Genomic DNA, 20,195 nt, shown 5'->3' on the forward strand with positions numbered 1-20,195 from the left:
TCGATTCTCTCGTGCGACAAACCGGGATTCACCTTGCATCTTCACTGTGCCAAGGTGCCGAAAAGGGGATTATTCGTGCGACCTTTCCGCCACCTTATCGCGGCGCTGTGCCTGACAGCAGCCCTCCCCGCCGCCGCGCAGGATTCCGGTGCCGGTTTCGCTACCTTCGTCCAGAGCCTACGCGCCCGCGCGATCGCGGAGGGCGTGAAGCCGGGCACCTTCGACAGCGTCGCGCCGACGCTCACCTACAATCCGCGCGTCGTGGAGCTGGATCGCGACCAGCCCGGGCCCAGCCGCCCCGGCACCGCCATCGCGCCCTTCGCACCGTACCGCGACAAGCATGTCGATGCCGCGCGGATCGGCCGGGGCCGGACGAAGTATCAGCAGCTGCGGCCGCTGCTCTCAAACATCGAGCGGCAGACCGGCGTTCCGGAATCGATCATGGTCGCGATCTGGGGCCATGAGACGAACTACGGATCCTATACCGGCGACTTCGACCTGCTTCGCTCGCTCGCGACGCTCGCTTACGATGGCCGGCGACGCGAGTTGTTCACCGAGGAGTTCATCGCCACGCTGAAGCTGCTCGACAAAGGCTTTCCGCGCGGGACGCTGAAGGGCAGCTGGGCGGGGGCGACCGGTTATCCGCAATTCCTGCCAAGCATGTACCTCCGCCTCGGCAAGGACGGCGATGGCGACGGCAAGGCGGATATCTGGACCAGCTCCGCCGATGCGCTCGCCTCGATCGGCAACTATCTGACCAATGCCGGTTGGAAGCCGAACACGATCTGGGGCATCCCCGTCGCGACCCCCGCCGGACTGAATCGCGATGCGCTGAAGCCCAAGCTGCTCAGCCCGCGCTGCCCCCGGGTTCACGAGCGCCACAGCCACTGGAAGACGGTGGCCGAGTGGAAGGCACTGGGTCTCACCGCGCTGGGCCGCTGGCCTGCCGAGGGCGAGTTGATGGCGCTCATCGAGCCGGACGGGCAGGGTGCCACCGCCTATCTCCTCAGCACCAATTACCGGGCGATCCTCGACTACAATTGCTCGAACTTCTATGCGCTGTCGGTCGGCCTGCTCGCAGATGAAGTTTCCCGTTAAATCATCGTGTTGGGCGTCGTCTCTGGCAGCCGCTCTTGCCCTCGCAGCCTGTGGCGGTACGCCCGATCGGCCACGCACCCCGTCCAAGCCGACTCGCCCGCGCGGACCCGTCAGCGACGGCGTGCCGAAGGTCGGCAGGCCCTATCAGATCGGCGGCGTCTGGTATGTACCCGCCGATGCGGTGAACTACGACGAGGTTGGGCTGGCCAGCTGGTACGGGCCGAACTTCCACGGCGCGGCGACGGCCAATGGCGAATATTACGACATGGGGTGGATCACCGCCGCGCATAAGACGCTGCCCTTGCCCAGCTATGTCGAGGTGACCGCGCTCGACACCGGACGCACCATCTTGGTCCGCGTCAACGATCGCGGGCCGTTCGTCGCGGATCGAATCATCGATCTGTCGAAAGGCGCGGCGCAGCAGCTCGGCGTGGCGGCGAAGGGCGTCGCGCGCGTGCGCGTGCGCCGGGTTTATCCCGCCGATCACGATCGGCTGGCGCTTCGCTCCGGCCGGTCCGTCCCGCTCAGGAGCACGCCGCCCTCGGTCCAACTCGCCGCCTTCAAGCAGAAGCTGATGGAGAAGCCCAGGCCGCCGCTAGTCACCACACCGGCTCCGCAGCAACCCGGACGTCTCGCCGATCTCGCGGGCATCATTTCCGAAGCGCGCGCGGCCGAGATCGACGCACCGACCGCGCCACCCACCACCGCGCGCAGCTGGTACGTGCAGGTCGCAGCCGTGTCGCGCCAGGACAGCGCGCAGGTTCTCGCCGCGAGCCTGAATGCCGTGGGGCGTACCCGCGTCGATCTGGCGGGCGGGCTTTGGCGCATCCGTATCGGGCCTTACGGCGACGAGCCGAGCGCGCTCGCCGCGCTGGCGCGGGCGCGGGCGGGGGGCTATCAGGATGCACGGATCGTCACCGACGTGCCGCCTCCGCCGTGAGTTTCGAAAAGCAGAACGGAAGACCGATGAAGCCCGCTTATCTCGCCGCCTCCGCCCTCGCCCTGATCGCCGTGCCCGTTTCCGCGGCAGCCCCGCCTTTCGAGACCCAGGCGCGCGTCGCGTTCATGAAGGACCTGTCGTCGGGCGCGATCCTCTACGCCAAGGATGCGGACTTGAAGATGCCGCCGGCGTCGATGGCGAAAATGATGACGGTCTATGTTGCCTTCGACCTCATCAAGAAGGGCGAGCTGAAGCTGAGCGATATGGCGACGGTCCGTCCGGAGACCTGGAAGCAGTGGCACGGCCCGGCCGCCGGATCGACCATGTTCCTGTCGGCAGGAGAGCAGGTCTCCGTGGGCGACCTCCTGAAGGGCATCGTCGTCCTCTCCGGCAACGACGCCTGCGTCGTGCTGGCCGAACATATCTCCGGGACTGAGCCGGCCTTCGTGGCGCTGATGAACCGCAAGGCCAAGGAGATCGGGCTCAAGAGCAGCAATTTCGGCACCTCGAACGGGTGGCCGGACAACGGCGTGACCTACGTCACCGCGCGCGATCTGGCGGAGCTTGCGGCACGCACGATCCAGGATCATCCCAAGCTTTATAAAAGCTTCTACTCGATCCCTAACTTCACCTGGGGAAAGACGCTGGGTTCCGGCGCGGACATCACCCAGGCCAATCGCGATCCGCTGCTCGGGCGTGTACAGGGTGCCGACGGGTTGAAGACCGGGCATACCGAGGAGGCGGGCTACGGCTTCACCGGTTCCGCCGAACAGAAGGGGCGGCGCCTCGTGATGGTCGTCGCAGGCCTCACCTCGTTCAACCAGCGCGCGCAGCAGTCGGTCGCCTTCATGGAATGGGGCTTCCGCGCCTGGCAGTCGAAGAAGCTCGTCGCCGCCGGAAAGCAGGTGCAGACCGCCGAGGTGCAGATGGGCGACGCCTCCACCGTTGGGCTGGTCGCGCCGAAGGATCTGGCTGTCACCGTGCCTGCCGGCCTCGGCCAGGACGTCAAGGCGACGGTCGCCTATAACGGCCCGATCAAGGCCCCCATCAAGAAGGGCCAGCACATCGCCGATCTCGTGGTCCGCACCCCCGACGCGCCGCCGCAGCGCCTGCCGCTCGTTGCCGCGAACGATGTGGGTGAAGCGGGCTTCTTCGGCCGCATCTGGAATGGCCTGAACTCGTTCTTCTGAGCGTGGCACGGGGGAGGTTCATCACGCTGGAAGGCGGGGAGGGGGTCGGCAAATCGACCCAAGTCCAGCGTCTCGCCGAAGCGTTGCGGGCGCGTGGCCTCTCCGTGGTCACCACGCGGGAGCCGGGGGGAAGCGAGGGCGCGGAGGCGATCCGCGCACTACTCCTCAACGGCGATCCGGGGCGCTGGTCCCCGCGGGCGGAGGCCCTGCTGTTCGCGGCGGCGCGGGCGGATCATGTGGAGAAGACGATCCTACCGGCATTACAGGAAGGTAGCTGGGTTCTCTGCGACCGCTACTTCGATAGCTCTGCCGCCTATCAGGGGCAGGGAAGCGGCGTGACCGAAGACGAGCTTGGCACCCTTCACCACATCGGCGCCGGCCTCATGCCCGATCGCACCTTGGTGTTGTCGCTACGGATCTCGGACGCCTCCTCGCGCGAGTTCGTGCGGGATGGCGGGCAACTGGACCGGTTTGGCTCTCGGGACAGCGCCTTCCACGAGCGGGTTCACGGCTACTTCGAAGCGCTGGCCGAACGCGCGCCCGACCGCGTGAGGAAGGTTGCTGCGGACGGCACTCAGGCCGAGGTCACCGAGCGTCTGCTCGGCGCGTTGGCGGACTATCTGTGACCACCGTCACCGGCCACGCAGACCAGATCGCCGCCTTTCGCGAGGCGCTTGATTCCGGGCGCGTTCACCATGCCTGGCTGCTCGCCGGGCCGGCGGGTGTGGGCAAGGCGACATTTGCGCGGGCGGCGGCGCTGCGGCTCCTGGCCGAGGCGGCGGGGCCCAAAGGTGCTTGGCCGGGGCTCGATGTTCCCAGCGATCACCGCATTGCCGTGCTGATGGAGGCGGGAAGCCATCCCGACCTGAAGATTTTGGAGCGTCTTCCGAAAGAACGCGGTGACGGCCTTGCCCGCAGCATCACCGTCGATCAGGCGCGAGGCCTCGGGCGCATGTTCGGGCTGACGCCGTCGCTGTCCGCCGCCCGAGTGGTCATCGTGGACGCCGCCGACGATCTGGAGCGGGGCGCCGCCAACGCGCTGCTCAAGAACCTGGAGGAGCCGCCCGCGGGGACGATCTTCCTGCTGGTCAGCCATGCGCCCGGCCGATTGCTGCCGACCATCCGATCGCGCTGCCGCGTCCTGCGCTTCGGACCTTTGAGCGACGGGGACACCGCCGCCGTCCTCCGCCACACCGATCCGGGGTTGAGCGGCCCGGAGGTGGAGGCGCTCGTCCGGATCGCCAACGGCTCACCCGGCCGCGCCTTCGGTTTCGCCGGACTCGACATCGCCGGTCTCGACACGGTGCTGGCGGAACTGAGTACCGTGGGCGACCCGCATAACGAGGTTCGGGTCAGGCTCTCGCGCGCCCTTGGCCCGGTCGCGGCACAAGCGCGCTATGAGGCCTTTCTGGAGCGCGCGCCGGCTCATATCGCCGAAACCGCCGGTCGAAGGCAGGGAATGGCGTTGCAGGACGCGATCAAGCTCTGGGAACGCTCGCGTGACCTGGCCGGCGCCGCGCGCGGGCTGTCCCTTCCGGCGGAGAGCGTGACGTTCGAAATGGCGGGGATCGTGGCCGCGTTAGCACTCTAGCTGTAACGCAAGGCGGAGACGCAGAGCGTTGCCCCTCCGCCGCCGCTCGCCTAGACCGGCCGGGTCATGGCCGAACCCTATTATATCACCACCGCGATCAGCTATCCGAACGGCCGTCCGCATGTCGGCCATGCCTATGAGGTGATCGCCGCCGATGCGATCGCCCGCTTCCAGCGCCTCGACGGACGCGACGTGTTCTTCATGACCGGAACCGATGAGCACGGGCTGAAAATGGCGCAGACCGCCCGTAAGCAGGGAGTGGAGCCGCGTGTCCTTGCCGACGAAATGTCGGGGTATTTTCAGGAGATGGTGCGCGTTCTCAACATCTCGAACGATCGCTTCATCCGCACGACGGAGCCCGCCCATTATGCCGCCAGCCAGGCGCTCTGGCAGGCGATGGTCGACGCCGGTGACTTGTACCAGGGACGGTATGAAGGCTGGTACTCGGTCCGTGACGAGGCCTTCTACGATGAGAAGGAACTGACCGAAGGGGAAGGCGGCGCGAAGCTTTCGCCGCAGGGGACGCCGGTCGAGTGGACGGTCGAGGAAAGCTGGTTCTTCCGCCTTTCGGCCTTCGCTGATCGTCTGCTGACGCATTACGAGGCCACACCCGGCTTCATACAGCCGGAGAGTCGCCGCAACGAGGTGATCTCGTTTGTGAAGGGTGGCCTTTCCGACCTTTCCGTATCGCGGACTAGCTTCGACTGGGGCGTGCCGGTGCCGGGTGCCGATGGCCATGTCATGTACGTCTGGGTTGATGCGCTGACCAACTATCTCACCGGGGTCGGTTATCCTAATGATACCGAAACTTACGAGAAGTTCTGGCCGGCCGATCTCCACGTCATCGGCAAGGACATCGTCCGCTTTCACGCGGTCTACTGGCCCGCCTTCCTGATGTCGGCGAAGCTGCCGCTGCCGAAGAAGGTGTTCGGCCACGGCTTCCTGCTCAACCGCGGCGAGAAGATGTCGAAGTCGGTCGGCAACGTCGCCGATCCGTTGGCTCTGGCCGAGGCGTTCGGCGTCGATCAGCTGCGCTACTTCCTGCTGCGGGAGGTCTCCTTCGGTCAGGACGGGAGCTACAGCGACGAGGCGATCGTCACACGGGCGAACGCCGATCTTGCCAACAGCCTCGGCAATCTCGCCCAGCGCAGCCTGTCGATGATCGCCAAGAACTGCGGCGGTGTGGTGCCGTCGCCGGGTTCGACAGCCGACCCGTTAAACCTTGCCGACCGGCTCTCCGATGTGAAGGCCGCGATGGCGGATCTGGCACCGCATCGCGCGTTGGAAGTAATCTGGGAGGGCGTAGCCGAGGCGAACCGCTACTTCGCCGACGCAGCACCCTGGTCGCTGCGCAAGACCGACCCGGCAGCGGCCGATGCGGTGCTCTACTGGACCGCGGAGGCGGTGCGGGTGCTCGCGATTCTTACCAGCTGGGCGATCCCGGCGGCGGCGGGCAAGCTGCTCGATCAGCTGGCGCAGGGACCCGAGGCACGGGACTTCGTCGCGCTCGGAACGGCGCTGAGGAGCGGCATAGAACTCCCTGCACCTCAAGGGGTATTCCCGCGCTTGGCATTTGAAGGCGCGGCCTGAATCATGCTGGTCGATAGCCACTGTCATCTGATTTATCCCGGCCTGATCGAGGATCAGGCGGGCGCGCTCGCCCGCGCGCGGGCGGCGGGTGTGGGCAGGATGCTCAACATCTCGACGCGTGAGAGCGAGTGGGACGCGGTGGTCGCCGTCGCGGAGCGGGAGGCGGATGTCTGGGCCTCCATCGGCATCCACCCGCATGAGGCGGACCAGCATCCCGACGTCGATCTCGACAAGCTGCTTGCCCGCGCGACGCATTCCCGGGTCGTCGGGATCGGGGAAACGGGGCTCGATTTCTACTACGACAAGTCCGATCGCGACCGGCAGCGCCAGAGCTTCCGCACCCACATCGCTGCAGCGCGGGAAACGGGCCTGCCGCTGATCGTCCACACGCGCGATGCGGAGGAAGACACCGCCGAAATCCTGCGCGACGAAATGGGGAAGGGGGCCTTCCCGGGGGTTATCCACTGCTTCACCGCAAGCCGCGAGTTCGCCGACATCGCGCTCGATCTCGGCTTCTACATCTCGCTCTCCGGGATCGTAACGTTCAAGAACGCGAAGGACCTTCAGGAGACAGCGAAGGAGATCCCGGCCGATCGCCTGCTGGTCGAGACGGATTCACCATTCCTCGCGCCTGTCCCACATCGCGGACGGGCCTGTGAGCCGGCCTTTGTCGCGGACACGGCACGCTTCCTGGCGGCGCTGCGCGGGGTCGATCCTTCCGAACTGGCCGAAACGACGACAGCCAACTTCCTGCGTTTGTTCGACAAGGTCACTGCGTGAAGGTTACGATTCTCGGCTGCGGCACGTCTTCCGGCGTGCCGCGCATCGGCGGGAACGATGGCCAGGGTGAATGGGGTTCGTGCGACCCGGCGGAGCCGCGCAACAGGCGGCGGCGCGCGTCCATCTTGGTCAGGACGAAGGCGGCCAGCGTCCTGATCGACACCGCACCCGACATGCGTGAGCAACTGCTGGCTGCGCGCGTCGGCCATCTGGATGCCGTCATATGGACGCACGATCACGCTGACCACTGCAACGGCATCGACGACCTGCGACAGGTCTATCAGCTGCGCGGGAGCGAAGTGCCAGGCTATGCGCGTGCCGCGACGATCGCGGGCCTGAAGCAGCGCTTCGGCTATGTGTTCGAGGGCCGTGGCGGCTACCCGGCGACAGTGGCGATCGCCGAGCTGCCCGACCGTTTGGTGATCGGCGATCTTGCGATCCACGTCATCGATCAGCCGCACGGGCGTATAACCGCCGCAGGATTGGTGTTCGAACAGAACGACAAGCGGATCGGATATGCGACCGACTTCAACGAGATGACGGCGGAGATGCGGACGCTTTACGAGGGTCTCGACATCTGGATCGTCGATGCCCTGCGGCGCGAACCGCACCCGACCCATCCAACTCTCGCCGATGCGCTACGCTGGCGTGCCGAGTTGAACGTGAAGCGCACTGTGCTTGTCCATATGGACTGGTCGATGGACTACGCGACGCTGCTCGCTGAACTGCCGGGTGGGGTTGAGCCTGGGTATGACGGTCTGGTCCTAGAGGCTTAAGTTCTACCATCCAAGACTTACATAATGTATATTATCGTACTCGAGTTCTCTGTAAGCACCGGTTCGACAGGAGACACTTTCGCAAGTTCGAAAGGAGACTCCTGCCCTGAGCAGCCTTCCTGGGCTGTCACAAGGAGTTCGGCGATGAAGGATGCTGTCGAGCCGGTCGTAGATGACGGGTCTGGTTCCTATACAGGTAAGGCGATACAAGCCTACATCGATGGGACGATCACTGCTAAGGACCTCCAGGCATCCCTTGGTGTCGCCCGGGCCTATATGTACCGGCTCATCGATCGCTATCGCCACGAGGGCGAAGCAGGCTTGGTTTCAAAGAAGTACGGCAATAGAAATCGCGCTCGTTCCGAAAGGGACCGTGAGCGAATCATGAAGCTCGTGCGCGAGCATTACTCTGACTTCGGGCCGACACTGGCAGCCGAAAAACTTCTTGAACGTCATCGTGAGAAGGTCACAGCAGAGACACTGCGCCAATGGATGAAGGAAGACGGCCTCTGGACCGATCGCAGAAGCCGCGAGCCAAAGATTTACTCACCCAGAGAGCCTCGACCCTGCCGAGGGGAACTGGTCCAAGTCGATGGATCATATCATCGTTGGTTCGAAAAGCGTGGTGACGAATGTTGTTTGATCGTGTTCATTGATGATGCCACGAGTGAACTCAAACACCTTCAGTTTGTAGAGCACGAAACTTCGTACAACTACATGTGGTGTCTGAAAATATACATTGAACGTTTCGGCGTTCCTAAAGCGTTGTTCTCGGATCGCCACGCGATCTTCCGCGTCCCAAACTTAACCGCTGAAGGAGAGCGAGGACAGACGCAGTTCGCGCGTGCGTGTTCCCGGCTCGCTATTCAGACAATCTGTGCCAAAACGCCGCAAGCGAAAGGTCGGGTTGAGCGAGCAAACCGCACCCTTCAGAATCGTCTGATCAAGGAGATGCGGCTACGCTCCATCTCTACGATGGAGGAAGGCAACCGTTTCCTCGATGAGTATCGTCGGATTCACAACGAGAAATTTGCGCGTCAACCGCGAAGCGACGTGAACGCGCATGGGCCAGCGCCGAACCTCGATCTCAGCTCTCTGATGACCTACACGGTCGAACGTAAGGTTTTCAAAGACCTGACCGTGTCGTTTAACAAAATTAGGTATGTGTTAGATGAATCGGAGATCAGTCGTAAGGCGATCGGCAAGCGGGTCACCGTGGCCGTCCCGCTTGAGGGCGACGTTGAGATCATTTTCGACGAGGTCCCCCTCCCCTACAAGACCTTCGACAAGATTCGTCGAGTGCCGGGCACTCCTGAGGTCCTCGATCATAAGCAGCTCGGCGCAGCGTTCGTGCTTGCAAAGGCGATAAGTGGCACCGAGCCGCATCACTTCCAACGAAACGGTCACGTGCTCGCAGGTTTCCGAAAGCAGTTTTCCGACCCTTCTGACCTTAGGAGCAAGTCGCTCCAGGGTGCTTCCGCCTCGGTTCGGAAAAAATTTAACGGCCGTCCCCGAACGCCTCTTGGTCGTCATCCCATCGTCATCATCGAACCGGCTCGGCGCAAATGACGATCATGCCGCGGTCTTCGTATCCACGCCCCAGCTGATCGGCGACTTGATGCAGAAAGCCGCAGCGAGGTGGGCAGGACTTTGGGGCGTCGACTATGAGGCGATGCGTCACCTTGCCGTTCGCAGGGCACAGGTGCCGCAGGGATGCAACGTAGGGATGATCAAGCAGTTGCCTTCGGCGCGCGCTCTACTCCGCGGAACCCCGTCACCGGGTTTCCGCCCATGCGAATAACGATCGAACTAGGCCACAGCGGGCCGCCCTCGCGGACGGGCGTAGCTTGTGCGGGAAACCGCTCCAATGCTTAAGCGCGGTGCTTCCGCCGCCGGCTCGATCGGTCGTTGGGGCATAACGCTATCCCTTTTTATTGGCGGTGTCCTGGCCGGTCGCGTCATTTGCAATTCGCCTCACCTGCTTCCCAACCGCCTCCCCCGGCCCAGTCATCTATGAACCGGGGCCGGCGCTGATCCTCGCGGTCGCGATCGGGGCGGGCATCGCCATCACCGACACCGGCAAACACCGCCTTGGCATCTTGGCGCCGCTCGCGCTGTTCGCGCTGGTCGCCGGCACCGTCAGCCTCGCCATTGAGTTTAGCGCGGTCATCCATGGGCAATGGTTCTAGGGCCGTGTGGAGGGTGTGCCACGTGGCACACCCTTGCGATCATAACGCAACGCGCAGTCGCTTGGCGCGCTCGCGAAACGCCTCCTCGCCACCTTCGAGGATGCTGCACACGCTCTCGCGAATGGTTGGGTCTTCCAGCCCGCCAGAGAGGTAGCCGATTTCTGGAAGCTGGCCGGGACGATGCGGGCCGCACGTCGCCACGATCACCTGATCGGCATCTGTGTTAACGATGAGGTTGGCGTTGTGCGTCACGATGATGATCTGGCGGCGTTGCTTTGCCGATCGGAAGCGCTCGACCAACTCGACGAAAATCGAGCGCGGATCGAGATTCTCTTCCGGCTGATCGATGACGAGGGGGCGGTTGTCGTCAGTGTCGATGACGTGCTCCCCTGAAATGTGACCGATTTTGAGTAGAGTCCGACGCGAAGGAGTCGGACGAAGATGAAGCGCAGCAGGTTCAGCGAAGAGCAGATCATCGCGATCTTGAAGGAGCAGGAAGCGGGCATGGCGACGGCGGATGTGTGTCGTCGCCACGGGATCAGCGCGGCGACGTTCTACAAGTGGAAGTCGAAGTATGGCGGCCTGGAGGTGTCCGAGGCCCGGCGCCTGCGCACGCTTGAGGAAGAGAACAGCCGGTTGAAGAAGCTGCTGGCTGAGGCGATGCTCGACAACGTCGTGCTGAAGGATCTGGCCTCAAAAAAATGGTGACGCCCGGCGCTAAGCGGGACGCTGTCGCCCATGCTCGTGAGCATCACGGGCTGAGCGAGCGTCGGGCGTGCAACCTGGTCGGCGTGAGCCGCGGGGTGATCCGGTATCGGTCGTCACGGCCAGATGACGGTCCTCTACGGCAACGACTGCGCGAGTTGGCAGGGGAGCGGCGCCGGTTCGGCTACCGGCGCCTGGGCTATCTGCTGGCGCGAGAAGGCATGACGCCCAACCACAAGAAGCTGCTGCGGATATACCGCGAGGAGAACCTGCGAGTCCGACGCCGCGGTGGTCGCAAGCGCGCCTTGGGCACCCGGGCGCCGATGGTGCTGCCGGATGGGCCGAACCAGCGCTGGTCGCTGGACTTCGTCTCCGACACCCTGACGTGCAGCCGTCGGTTCCGCATCCTGTGCGTGGTCGACGACTACACGCGGGAATGCCTGGCGCTGGTGGCTGACACGTCGCTGTCGGGCGTACGGGTAGCGCGGGAACTGACGCGGCTCATCGGTATGCGCGGCAAGCCGCATACGGTGGTCAGCGACAACGGCACCGAGCTGACGTCGTCGGCCATTCTGCGCTGGTCGCAGGAGCGGCGGGTCGAGTGGCACTACATCGCCCCGGGCAAGCCGATGCAGAACGGCTTCGTCGAGAGCTTCAACGGCCGTCTGCGCGACGAATGCCTCAATGAGACGCTGTTCACGTCGCTGGCCCATGCCCGCTTCGTGCTCGACGCTTGGCGGCACGACTACAATCACGTCAGGCCGCACTCGAAACTGGGCGGGAGAACACCCGCCGAGAAAGCCGGCGAACCTGTCTGGGGGCATGCCCCCAGACAGGTTGTCATACACTCAACCAACCATCATGAAGGAGCCGGACTCTACCTCTGAATGGTAACAATCAGGGGAGCACGTCATTATCTCGGATAGTGGTGACCAGTCCGGAGACCCTATGTGCCTCTTCTTCACCTGAGCGAAAAGGCTATCCGCGTTGCCCTCTGGAGCGCAGAAGGTCCCTTCGGAGCACATTCCTCAACGGGAAAAATGCTCGGGCGGAGACCCTGAGTAGGAGGTCAAGTTGCTGGCCATGCCGGTCAAACCGCTTCAGCTATCGTGTAGCCTTCCCGCCCGAAAACGCCGAAGGTGTCGGCGGAAGCGGTGCTGTAGCGCCGATTGCTATGAAGGTCGTGCCAGCGTCCGAATTCTGCATCACGGAGCGGGAATGATGAAGAAAGATACCTTCAACGTCAGAGATCGACTCAGCGCTAAAGCCTGCTTGCGCAGTGCTGATGACGATGCTCTCGCGGAGGGTCGTATCTCAGCAATCGACCTCCAGCGGGCGAACGCGGCATTCCAGCACATCGACTTCTCTGCAGGTCGGATCGTGCTGCGGGAGGAAGATCCAATCCTGTGACAGGCTTAAGCGTCTATTCCTCTACCACTGGGCCGGCGTCATGCCGCCGCCGCCGCCAGCGCTTTGATCCGCGCGGCGGCGGCGGCATGACACCTTCGGGAGATGCGGTGAGGGAGTCTCCCTTCGAATTTGCGCAAAATGTCTCTTTTAGAACCTGCGCTAACAAGTTCTCTATGATCGGGGAGTATGGTCGCGTAGGGCCTCGGCAACCCCCCGACATTCGGAATAGCGCGACCATAGCGGCGGCCTATGGCCATATAGGCAGTCCGTCCGCCTACCGCCAGCTATGCGTAACGATGGGACAACCCATCTGGGCCGCGTGGCCGATACAGGAGGACGGAGGCGTGGCGACACCCCGCACCGAAGACGAGAAGGTCGTTCTGGAATTCCTCGACCTTTGGGAGCGCGGCGACGTGGATGCGCTGCTCGGCCACTTCACCGACGATGCCAGCTATATCGACATGCCGCTGCCGCCGCGTCGTGGGTTGGCCGAGATCAGGGCCTATATGGAAGGCATCTTCTCGGCATTTGGCGTGCGCATCGAGACCCTCTGCATCGCCTCACGCGGTCCGACGATCTTCACCGAACGCGTCGACTACCTGACGTCGGCCGCCGACCCGAACGTCAGCGTGCCCCTGCCAGTGACCGGCGTCATGGAAATGCGCGAGGGCAAGATAGCGCAGTGGCGCGACTATCTCGACCTGCGAACCGCTGAGGAAGGGCTCGGCATCACCATGCGGCCCAACGCCTAGACCAGCTCAAGTGCCACGGCGGTGCCCTCACCGCCACCGATGCAGATCGCGGCGACGCCCTTCTTGAGGCCACGGGTCTCGAGCGCAGCGATAAGCGTGGCGATGATCCGCGCCCCCGACGCGCCGATCGGATGGCCGAGCGCGCAGGCGCCGCCGTTCACGTTCACCTTGTCGTGCGAAATGCCGAGTTCCTTCATCACGATCATCGGCACGACCGCGAACGCCTCGTTGATCTCGAACAGATCGACGTCGTCCAGCGTCCAGCCCGCCTTGTCGAGAACCTTGCGGATCGCCGGCACCGGCGCGGAGGTGAACTTCTCGGGCGCCTGGCTATGCTGCGCCTTGGCGACAATGCGCGCGATCGGGGTGAGCCCCCTCTCCGCCGCGACATCTGCGCGGGTCAGGACCAAAGCCGCGGCTCCGTCCGAGATCGAGGAGGCGTTGGCCGCCGTCACCGTACCGTCCTTCACGAAGGCGGGCCTCAGCGTCGGGATCTTTTCGGGTCGCGCCTTACCCGGCTGCTCATCGACCTCGACGGTGACATCGCCGCCGCGACCCGAGACAGTCACCGGCACCACCTCACGCGCGAAGGCGCCTTCGCCGATGGCCTGATTGGCGCGCGACAGGCTGGCCAGCGCGTATTCGTCCTGCGCCTCGCGGGTTAGCTGATAGTCGCGAGCGGCATCCTCGGCGAAAAGGCCCATCGCCTTGCCGGTATAGGCGTCTTCCAGCCCATCGAGCATCATCGAGTCCTTGACGACGTCATGGCCGATCCGCGCCCCGCCGCGATGCTTCGGCAGCAGATAGGGCGCGCCGGTCATGCTCTCCATGCCGCCCGCCACCACCACATCCGCCTCACCCAGCGCGAGCTGGTCGAAGGCCATCATCGTCGCCTGCATCCCCGATCCGCACACCTTGTTGATCGTCGCGACCGGAACCGAATCGGGCAACCCTGCGCCCAGCGAAGCCTGGCGCGCCGGCGACTGGCCGAGCCCTGCCGGCAGGACGCAGCCCATATAGACCTGATCGACGGCGACGGGTTCGAGCCCCGCCCTCTCCACCGCAGCGCGGATCGCCGCGGCACCGAGATCCGTAGCGCTAAGGGCTGACAGCGAACCCTGAAACGCCCCCATCGGCGTGCGTGCGTAGGATGCCACCACGATCGATTCACCGGCCATCACGATCTTCCTTCATCTCGAATCAGTTGTGCCACAGATGGGCATATTTGCGCCGAAAACCAATCCTTCGGACCTTGCGGCGGCCGCGTTCGTTGAAGGCGCGGTAATCGAAGGAGGGCGTCATGCCAGGACCCGACCCGCGCGAAACCGTTGACGAACACGATATGGAGTTGCCCGTCGGCAATACGTCGACGGAAGAAGAGGCTGAGAAGATCGAGGATGAAGGCGAGCCTTCAGGCGCCAACTTCGCCTGACGAGGCTTTCCGCTCCCCACTCCGCCGTCGCGCCTCGACGAAATCGACGATGGCGCGGCTGCTGGCGCGCAGGAGCGGATATGTGCGGGATGTCGCCAGCCATTCGGGCCGATCTGCTTGCGCGCCGTAGACCGTGTCGTACGCCAAGTTGAACAGCAGGTAGCCGAGGCTCGCGACGATCAGCCCCTTCACCGCGCCGAAGCCGAAACCGAGGAAGCGGTCCACCGGCCCGAGCACCGACCGCTTCGCCGTTCCGCCGATCGATGACGCGGCGACCTTGCCAAGGATCCAGACCACACCCCCGATCAGGGCGAAGGCCGCGACACTCGCCCCACCCGCGCTGCCGATCGGGCCGGCGAGCAGCGCGCTGACCGGCGCATGTCCGAGCTTCAGAGCGAAGATGATCGCGATCCAGGTGAGGATCGACAGCACCTCGCTGGTGAACCCACGCAGCGCACCGAAGACACCCAATCCGCCGACAAGCAGAATGACGATGATGTCGAGCGCGGTCATGCCAGCTGGCTAGCCACGCCCCAGCAGATGGTCAACGAGCGCGACGAGCGTGGCGAAGCCCGACGCGCGCATCCCCTTCCCCGCCGCCTTGGCCGACGCGGGCAGCAGTGCGCGCTCGAAACCGAGCTTGCCTGCCTCCTTTAGGCGCAGCTCGGCATGGGCGACCGGGCGGATTTCGCCGGAAAGCGCGACCTCTCCGAAAGCCACGCAGTCGGTCGGCACTGGACGCTCGGCGAGCGCCGAGACGAGGGCAGTCGCCACCGCCAGGTCCGCCGCAGGATCGGAAATCCGGTATCCGCCGGCGACGTTCAGATAGACCTCGGCCGAGGAGAAGCTGAGGCCGCAGCGCGCCTCCAGAACGGCGAGGATCATCGCCAGCCGTCCGCTGTCCCAGCCGACGACCGCCCGTCGGGGCGTGGCACCGCTCGCCAGGCGCACGGTGAGCGCCTGGATTTCGACCAGCACGGGCCGCGTGCCCTCCAGCGCCGGGAAGACGGTCGCCCCCGCCACGCTTTCGTCGCGGCTGGTCAGGAACAAAGCCGACGGGTTGGTCACCTCCCCCAGCCCGCCCTCGGCCATCGCAAAGACGCCGATCTCATCGGTGCCGCCGAAGCGGTTCTTGATCGCGCGAAGGATGCGATACTGGTGGCTGCGCTCCCCTTCGAAGGCGAGCACGGTGTCGACCATATGTTCGAGCACGCGCGGGCCAGCGATCGACCCGTCCTTGGTGACATGGCCCACGAGGACAAGCGCCGTCCCGCGTTCCTTGGCGAAGCGGATCAGCTCCTGAGACGAGGCGCGGACCTGGCTGACGGTGCCGGGCGCGCCTTCGATCAGGTCCGAGTGCATGGTCTGGATCGAGTCGATGACGAGCAGCGCGGGCGGAGGCCCCGCCTCCAAGGTCGTCAGGATGTCGCGCACCGAAGTCGCCGCCGCCAGCTGGACGGGCGCCTTCCCCAGGCCGAGCCGCCGCGCGCGCAACCGCACCTGATCGGCGGCCTCCTCGCCGGAGATATAGGCGACCGGCAAACCGCGATTCGCCAGCTTCGCCGCGGCCTGAAGGAGGAGCGTCGACTTGCCGATGCCCGGATCGCCACCGATCAGCGTCGCCGATCCCGCGACAAAGCCGCCGCCCAGCGCGCGGTCGAACTCGGCAATGCCGGTCGGGAGGCGTGCGGGCAGCTCGACCTCGGCATCAAGGGCCACTAGTGACACCGACTGGCCGCCGCTGCGCAGGTGATGCTTCTGCGCGAACGGGGTCAGGAGCACGCCCGCCTCCTCAACCATCGTGTTCCATTCGGCACAGTCGGCACATTGCCCCTGCCACCGATGCGAGACCCCGCCGCAGGCCTGGCAGACATAGCGTTTTTGAGCCTTGGCCATGTCGCACTCCGAGTGAACAGAGAGGGAACATAGCTGAGAGCCTGGAAAAAGCAATCTGACGTAGTTCGGATGACCATACCCTTGAAACTGCCTGTACTATTCCCATCTTTCCGCGTGCCAGGGTCAGTCGCTTCGGGGCTGGCCGGCACGGTCCGGCGGATGTCCGCGGGCCGCAAACAACCTCATTCGCTGAAAGGGTTTGAGCTATGCGTACTTTGGATTTTGCCCCCCTCCTCCGCTCCTCCATCGGGTTCGAGAACCTGAACCGCTTGGTCGATTTCGCGACGCGTGGCGAGGGCGACGCCTATCCCCCGTACAACATTGAGAAGCTGAATGACGGCGAGTACCGCATCTCCATGGCGGTGGCCGGCTTCTCGCAGGACGAGATCGACGTCACGGTGCAGGACAACGTCCTGATCGTCACCGGACAGGGCGCCGACGAGACCGACACGGGCGAGCGTCAGTTCCTCCACCGTGGGATCGCGAAGCGCGCGTTCGAGCGTCGCTTCCAGCTTGCCGACGTCATCAAGGTGACGGGTGCCAGCTACGAGCACGGCCTGCTCAACATCGCGCTGGTCCGCGAGGTGCCGGAGCACAAGAAGCCCCGCAAGATCGAGATCGGCGGCAGTGCCCATGTGCAGCCCGCTGCGATTGAGGGCGAGGTTCGTCAGGCCGCGTAAGCATTACGCCTGACGAATGCTGAGGGGCCGGCCTGCGCCAAGCGGGCCGGCCCTTTTTGTCATCTTCGCCGCCTCAGCACGATGTAGAGCGCCCCCTGCCCGCCGTGGCGCGGATGGGCGTTGCGCACGGCGGCGATCCGGGACGCGTATGCAGAGCCGGCCAACCAGTCGCCCACCGCCGCGCGGATCGCGCCGCGTCGCGGGCCGAGCGCGTCATGACGCTCGACCGGCGGCTTGCCGGTTACCAATAGGATCAGCCGCGCCTCTTCAGCGACAGCGCGCGACAGGCTGGACTCCAGAAGCGCGTGAGCGCTGGCGAGGGTGTGGCCGTGGAGGTCGATCGAAATATCAGGGGCGACGAGACCGCGTGAGAGCCGGCGGTCCCAGGAGGCATCGAGAGTCTCGCCCGGCTTGGCGATCTTCCCACTCGTGCCTAGGGATGGCGAGGTACGCGTGACGACAACTGGCGTTTGCTGCCCGTCCCTCGACTTCGCTCGGGACGAACGAACTTCTGTCGTAACGGACGGTGCCAACGCCACCCGCTTCACAAGCGGGCGAACGCTGTCGGTCACGCGGCGCCAGAGCGCCTGTTCGTCAGGATCGAGCCGTCGCCCCGCCATGAGCCGCCCCCGCGCCGGTCAGCCGCTCCGCCGCCGCCTTCGGGAGCAGGATGTAGGCCTGGCCTCGGCCCGACATGCCCCCGGCAAGCACCCGCGCGTAGGTGCCCGCACCCCAGAAGGTGTCGAAGCGGTTCGCGCCCTTGATCGCACCGCCGGTATCCTGCGCGACCCACAGGCCTGTCGCCTCCACGCGGTCTACAGCGAGCCAAACGGGAGCGCCGAGCGGCACGAACTTCGGATCGACGGCACAGCTGACGCGGCCCGCCACCGGCTGGTTCATCGCGCCCAGCGGCCCGGCGCCGGTCAGCACCTTGAAGAACACGAAGCTTTTATTCTCGTTCATCAGCGCGCGGCCCTGTTCGGGGTTGGCGCGCAGCCAGGCCATGATGCCCTGCATCGATTGCGCCTGCCCCGGCTGGAACAGGCCGCGCTTCTTCATCAGCGAACCGATGCCGACATATTCGCGGCCGTTCTGCCCATCATAGCCGATCCGCATGATCGAGCCATCGGCGAGCCTGAGCCGGCCCGAGCCCTGGATCTGCAGGAAGAAGAACTCGATCGGATCGGCGGCATAGCCGATCTCCAGCTTCTTGCCCTTGAGCGCGCCCTCGTCGATCGCCTTGCGATCGGGATAGGGGATGAGCTTGCCGTCTTTTACCTTGCCGCGAATCCTGCGGCCCTTGAGGTCGGGCGAGAACTGGCCAAGATCGGCCTCGATCAGGTCGTCGGGACGCGCGTAGACCGGCGTGTCATAGCCGGGTGCCTTCTCCTTCGATCCGGCTATCTCCGGCTCGTAATAGCCGGTGGCGAAGGCCCTGCCCTCACCCACGACGACCGGGCGGAAGTGGCTGGAGAAGAAGGCGGGAGCGTCGCCGTCGGGCCAGGCCTTGGCCGCGCTGCAAACCGAATCCCAGTCGCCGCGCCGGGTCAGGCCGCTACTGTCCTCGCGCCGCATCAAGGCCGGGCAGGTCAGGCGAAACGCGCGGAGCGCGGGGGCGGCGCGGATCGGCTCGAGGTCGAAGCTGGCAAGCGAGGGGCCGGCCTTGACGCCGAGCGCTACGGCGGTCGTCGGCGGCGCGATCGGCTTGGGCGGCGTGACGGCGACAGGCGGCGGCGCGGGAGCGACCGCCACGGTCGGCGGCGGGACCGCTCGCCCCACGCAACCGGCAAGCAGAAGCGCGGCAAAGGCGGCCGCGACGCTACGCATCGAGGTCACGCCGCCTCGTCGGTCTCGGTCAGGATCCAGTTCGGGTCGGCAGCGCGGATGTTGCGGCTGAACGTCCACACGTCATCGGTGACGACGGCGTCGCTCAAGGAGCCAGCGACGACCTCGCCCTCCGCATTACGCGTGACGGCGGCAATGTCGGCCTTGAAGCGGACGGTGACATGCGCGGTCTGGCCATCGAGCTCGGCACGCTCGATCTGCGCGCGCTCGATCGAGATCAGCCGGTTCTCCAGAACCAGCCCGGCTTCCTTGCGACCGGCGATGGCCTCACGGAACGCGCTCGCCACCTCGGCATCGGCGAGTTGCGCGAGCTCCTTCTCATCGCCCTTCCAGAAGGCTGCGAGGATCATGCCGTAGGCGGAACGCGCACCTTCCAGGAAGGCGGCGGGATTGAACGTCGGATCGGCGGCGGCGATCTGCCGGACGCCGGCCGCAGCACTCTCACCAACGGCAGCGTCCACGACCGGAGCGCCGTCGTTGAGCGCGGCCTGCGTCGGGCGCAGCGCCGTTACAGGACGCGCCGCGCCTTCCAACGGCTTGGCGATCGGCTGCTCGTGCCCCGTGCGTTTGCCCAGCACGCTGTAGAGCCGGAGGGCGACGAAGCCGGCAACCATCGCCAGGAGAATGATCGTGACCACCGCAATCCCTTTATCTTCGCAGGCCAACATAGGCCCATGACACGAATCTTTCAAACGCCCTGCCCGGCCATATGGTCCGCCGCCCGTGCGGTGCGTTGCCCTGCCCCTTCCGCGCTGCTAGGCGCGGGCGGAAACGGGGCGACAATGCCCCTTCTATGACGGGATGTGAACGATGGCCGAACAGGATGGCACCTTCGATCTGGATCAGGTGCCCGGCAGCGAGGTGACCGATCAACCGCAGGTCGCGCTGATCGCGCAGTACGTGAAGGATCTGTCCTTCGAGAACCCGAACGCGCCCGCCGTCTACCAGTGGCAGACGCAGCCGGAGATCAACGTCAACTTCAACATCGCGTCACAGGTCGCGGGCGAGGACGTCTACGAGGTTCAGCTAAAGATCGACATCCACGCGACCGGCGGCGGCCAGACCGCCTTCCGTGTCGACCTGCTCTTCGCCGGCCTGTTCGGCATCCGCAACGTGCCGGAGGAGCAGCTCCAGCCGTTCCTCTTCGCCGAAGCGCCCCGGCTTCTCTTCCCCTTCGCCCGCCGCGTCGTTTCGGATTCGGTGCGCGACGGCAACTTCCCGCCGCTCCTCCTTGAGCCGATCGACTTCGGCGCGCTGTACATGCAGCAGCAGGCGCAGGCGCAGGGCAATCCCGGCGATATCGGCCAAGCTTGAGCATACC

General features: G+C 65.1%; 22 protein-coding genes and 1 pseudogene. 16 read left to right on the forward strand and 7 right to left on the reverse strand.

Features of this window, described 5'->3' with window-relative positions; all coding sequences use genetic code 11:
• Nucleotides 1-75: 75 nt before the first annotated feature.
• The 10 genes from ACM608_RS08550 (at nucleotide 76) to ACM608_RS08595 (ending at nucleotide 10,154) form a co-directional block, all read left to right on the forward strand.
• A complete protein-coding gene (locus ACM608_RS08550) occupies nucleotides 76-1,098 on the forward strand; it encodes a lytic murein transglycosylase (RefSeq protein ID WP_419682798.1) in 1,023 nt (340 codons plus the stop codon).
• Nucleotides 1,099-1,219: 121 nt separating this feature from the next.
• Entirely contained in the window at nucleotides 1,220-2,038 is an 819-nt protein-coding gene (locus ACM608_RS08555) for a septal ring lytic transglycosylase RlpA family protein (protein ID WP_419682799.1), read from the forward strand.
• A 26-nt stretch (nucleotides 2,039-2,064) separates the two neighbouring features.
• Nucleotides 2,065-3,228, forward strand: a complete 1,164-nt coding sequence (locus ACM608_RS08560) for a D-alanyl-D-alanine carboxypeptidase family protein (RefSeq protein WP_419682800.1) — start codon at nucleotides 2,065-2,067, stop codon at nucleotides 3,226-3,228.
• Nucleotides 3,229-3,230: 2 nt separating this feature from the next.
• Complete coding sequence (gene tmk, locus ACM608_RS08565; RefSeq protein WP_419682801.1) at nucleotides 3,231-3,854, forward strand: dTMP kinase; 624 nt, start codon at nucleotides 3,231-3,233, stop codon at nucleotides 3,852-3,854.
• Nucleotides 3,851-4,819, forward strand: a complete 969-nt coding sequence (locus ACM608_RS08570) for a DNA polymerase III subunit delta' (protein ID WP_419682802.1) — start codon at nucleotides 3,851-3,853, stop codon at nucleotides 4,817-4,819. Before tmk ends, ACM608_RS08570 begins: the two co-directional genes overlap by 4 nt.
• A 66-nt stretch (nucleotides 4,820-4,885) precedes the next feature.
• A complete protein-coding gene (gene metG / locus ACM608_RS08575) occupies nucleotides 4,886-6,409 on the forward strand; it encodes a methionine--tRNA ligase (protein ID WP_419682803.1) in 1,524 nt (507 codons plus the stop codon).
• 3 nt (nucleotides 6,410-6,412) lie between these two features.
• Nucleotides 6,413-7,189 (forward strand): TatD family hydrolase, encoded by a 777-nt coding sequence (locus tag ACM608_RS08580; RefSeq protein WP_419682804.1) that lies wholly within the window; start codon nucleotides 6,413-6,415, stop codon nucleotides 7,187-7,189.
• Nucleotides 7,186-7,965 carry an MBL fold metallo-hydrolase gene (locus ACM608_RS08585; RefSeq protein ID WP_419682805.1) on the forward strand — a complete coding sequence of 260 codons (780 nt, stop codon included), beginning with the start codon at nucleotides 7,186-7,188 and terminating at the stop codon, nucleotides 7,963-7,965. Before ACM608_RS08580 ends, ACM608_RS08585 begins: the two co-directional genes overlap by 4 nt.
• Before the next feature lie 144 nt (nucleotides 7,966-8,109).
• The gene (locus ACM608_RS08590) at nucleotides 8,110-9,534 is read left to right on the forward strand and encodes an ISNCY family transposase (RefSeq protein ID WP_419682806.1); all 1,425 of its coding nucleotides are present in this window, start codon (nucleotides 8,110-8,112) and stop codon (nucleotides 9,532-9,534) included.
• Between the two features lie 365 nt (nucleotides 9,535-9,899).
• Complete coding sequence (locus ACM608_RS08595) at nucleotides 9,900-10,154, forward strand: hypothetical protein (RefSeq protein ID WP_419682809.1); 255 nt, start codon at nucleotides 9,900-9,902, stop codon at nucleotides 10,152-10,154.
• A gap of 39 nt (nucleotides 10,155-10,193) precedes the next feature.
• Here the strand turns inward: ACM608_RS08595 and ACM608_RS08600 are convergent.
• Nucleotides 10,194-10,532, reverse strand: a pseudogene (locus tag ACM608_RS08600) (AAA family ATPase); the annotation flags it as partial.
• A 63-nt stretch (nucleotides 10,533-10,595) separates the two neighbouring features.
• Here ACM608_RS08600 and ACM608_RS08605 point away from each other — a divergent pair.
• From ACM608_RS08605 to ACM608_RS08615, 3 genes are all read left to right on the forward strand, one after another.
• Nucleotides 10,596-11,746, forward strand: a protein-coding gene (locus ACM608_RS08605) for an IS3 family transposase (protein WP_419681056.1) whose coding sequence is annotated in 2 segments (ribosomal slippage) — nucleotides 10,596-10,848 and nucleotides 10,848-11,746 — 1,152 coding nt in all. Because the reading frame shifts where the segments join, the coding sequence is not laid out codon by codon here.
• Nucleotides 11,747-12,080: 334 nt separating this feature from the next.
• Nucleotides 12,081-12,269 carry a hypothetical protein gene (locus ACM608_RS08610; RefSeq protein ID WP_419682810.1) on the forward strand — a complete coding sequence of 63 codons (189 nt, stop codon included), beginning with the start codon at nucleotides 12,081-12,083 and terminating at the stop codon, nucleotides 12,267-12,269.
• A 344-nt stretch (nucleotides 12,270-12,613) separates the two neighbouring features.
• Nucleotides 12,614-13,021: a nuclear transport factor 2 family protein gene (locus tag ACM608_RS08615; RefSeq protein WP_419682811.1), complete on the forward strand. Its 408-nt coding sequence runs from the start codon at nucleotides 12,614-12,616 to the stop codon at nucleotides 13,019-13,021.
• Here ACM608_RS08615 and ACM608_RS08620 read toward each other — a convergent pair.
• The gene (locus ACM608_RS08620) at nucleotides 13,018-14,199 is read right to left on the reverse strand and encodes a thiolase family protein (RefSeq protein WP_419682812.1); all 1,182 of its coding nucleotides are present in this window, start codon (nucleotides 14,197-14,199) and stop codon (nucleotides 13,018-13,020) included. The genes ACM608_RS08615 and ACM608_RS08620 overlap by 4 nt on opposite strands.
• 122 nt (nucleotides 14,200-14,321) lie before the next feature.
• Here ACM608_RS08620 and ACM608_RS08625 point away from each other — a divergent pair, with 122 nt between their 5' ends.
• A complete protein-coding gene (locus tag ACM608_RS08625) occupies nucleotides 14,322-14,453 on the forward strand; it encodes a hypothetical protein (protein WP_419682813.1) in 132 nt (43 codons plus the stop codon).
• Here ACM608_RS08625 and ACM608_RS08630 read toward each other — a convergent pair.
• Entirely contained in the window at nucleotides 14,433-14,966 is a 534-nt protein-coding gene (locus tag ACM608_RS08630) for a CvpA family protein (RefSeq protein ID WP_419682814.1), read from the reverse strand. The two genes, ACM608_RS08625 and ACM608_RS08630, sit on opposite strands and share 21 nt — an antisense overlap.
• Nucleotides 14,967-14,975: 9 nt before the next feature.
• Nucleotides 14,976-16,349, reverse strand: coding sequence for a DNA repair protein RadA (radA, locus tag ACM608_RS08635; protein WP_419682815.1), 1,374 nt, complete (start codon nucleotides 16,347-16,349; stop codon nucleotides 14,976-14,978).
• A 206-nt stretch (nucleotides 16,350-16,555) separates the two neighbouring features.
• Between radA and ACM608_RS08640 the strand changes: the two genes are divergently transcribed.
• A complete protein-coding gene (locus ACM608_RS08640) occupies nucleotides 16,556-17,029 on the forward strand; it encodes an Hsp20 family protein (protein ID WP_419682816.1) in 474 nt (157 codons plus the stop codon).
• Nucleotides 17,030-17,088: 59 nt separating this feature from the next.
• Here ACM608_RS08640 and ACM608_RS08645 read toward each other — a convergent pair whose 3' ends face one another.
• Genes ACM608_RS08645 through ACM608_RS08655 form a run of 3 tightly spaced genes read right to left on the reverse strand, consistent with a single transcriptional unit; the run spans nucleotide 17,089 to nucleotide 19,512 of the window.
• Nucleotides 17,089-17,649, reverse strand: coding sequence for a Smr/MutS family protein (locus tag ACM608_RS08645; RefSeq protein WP_419682817.1), 561 nt, complete (start codon nucleotides 17,647-17,649; stop codon nucleotides 17,089-17,091).
• A complete protein-coding gene (locus ACM608_RS08650) occupies nucleotides 17,624-18,856 on the reverse strand; it encodes a murein transglycosylase A (RefSeq protein WP_419682818.1) in 1,233 nt (410 codons plus the stop codon). Before ACM608_RS08650 ends, ACM608_RS08645 begins: the two co-directional genes overlap by 26 nt.
• 5 nt (nucleotides 18,857-18,861) lie before the next feature.
• Nucleotides 18,862-19,512 (reverse strand): Tim44/TimA family putative adaptor protein, encoded by a 651-nt coding sequence (locus tag ACM608_RS08655; RefSeq protein WP_419682819.1) that lies wholly within the window; start codon nucleotides 19,510-19,512, stop codon nucleotides 18,862-18,864.
• Nucleotides 19,513-19,684: 172 nt separating this feature from the next.
• On the opposite strand from ACM608_RS08655, the gene secB reads away from it, so the two are divergent.
• A complete protein-coding gene (gene secB, locus ACM608_RS08660) occupies nucleotides 19,685-20,188 on the forward strand; it encodes a protein-export chaperone SecB (protein ID WP_419682820.1) in 504 nt (167 codons plus the stop codon).
• Nucleotides 20,189-20,195 lie beyond the last annotated feature (7 nt).

Origin of the sequence: Sphingomonas sp. ID0503, assembly GCF_048565625.1 — a bacterium.
Taxonomy (GTDB): Bacteria; Pseudomonadota; Alphaproteobacteria; order Sphingomonadales; family Sphingomonadaceae; genus JBLZUR01.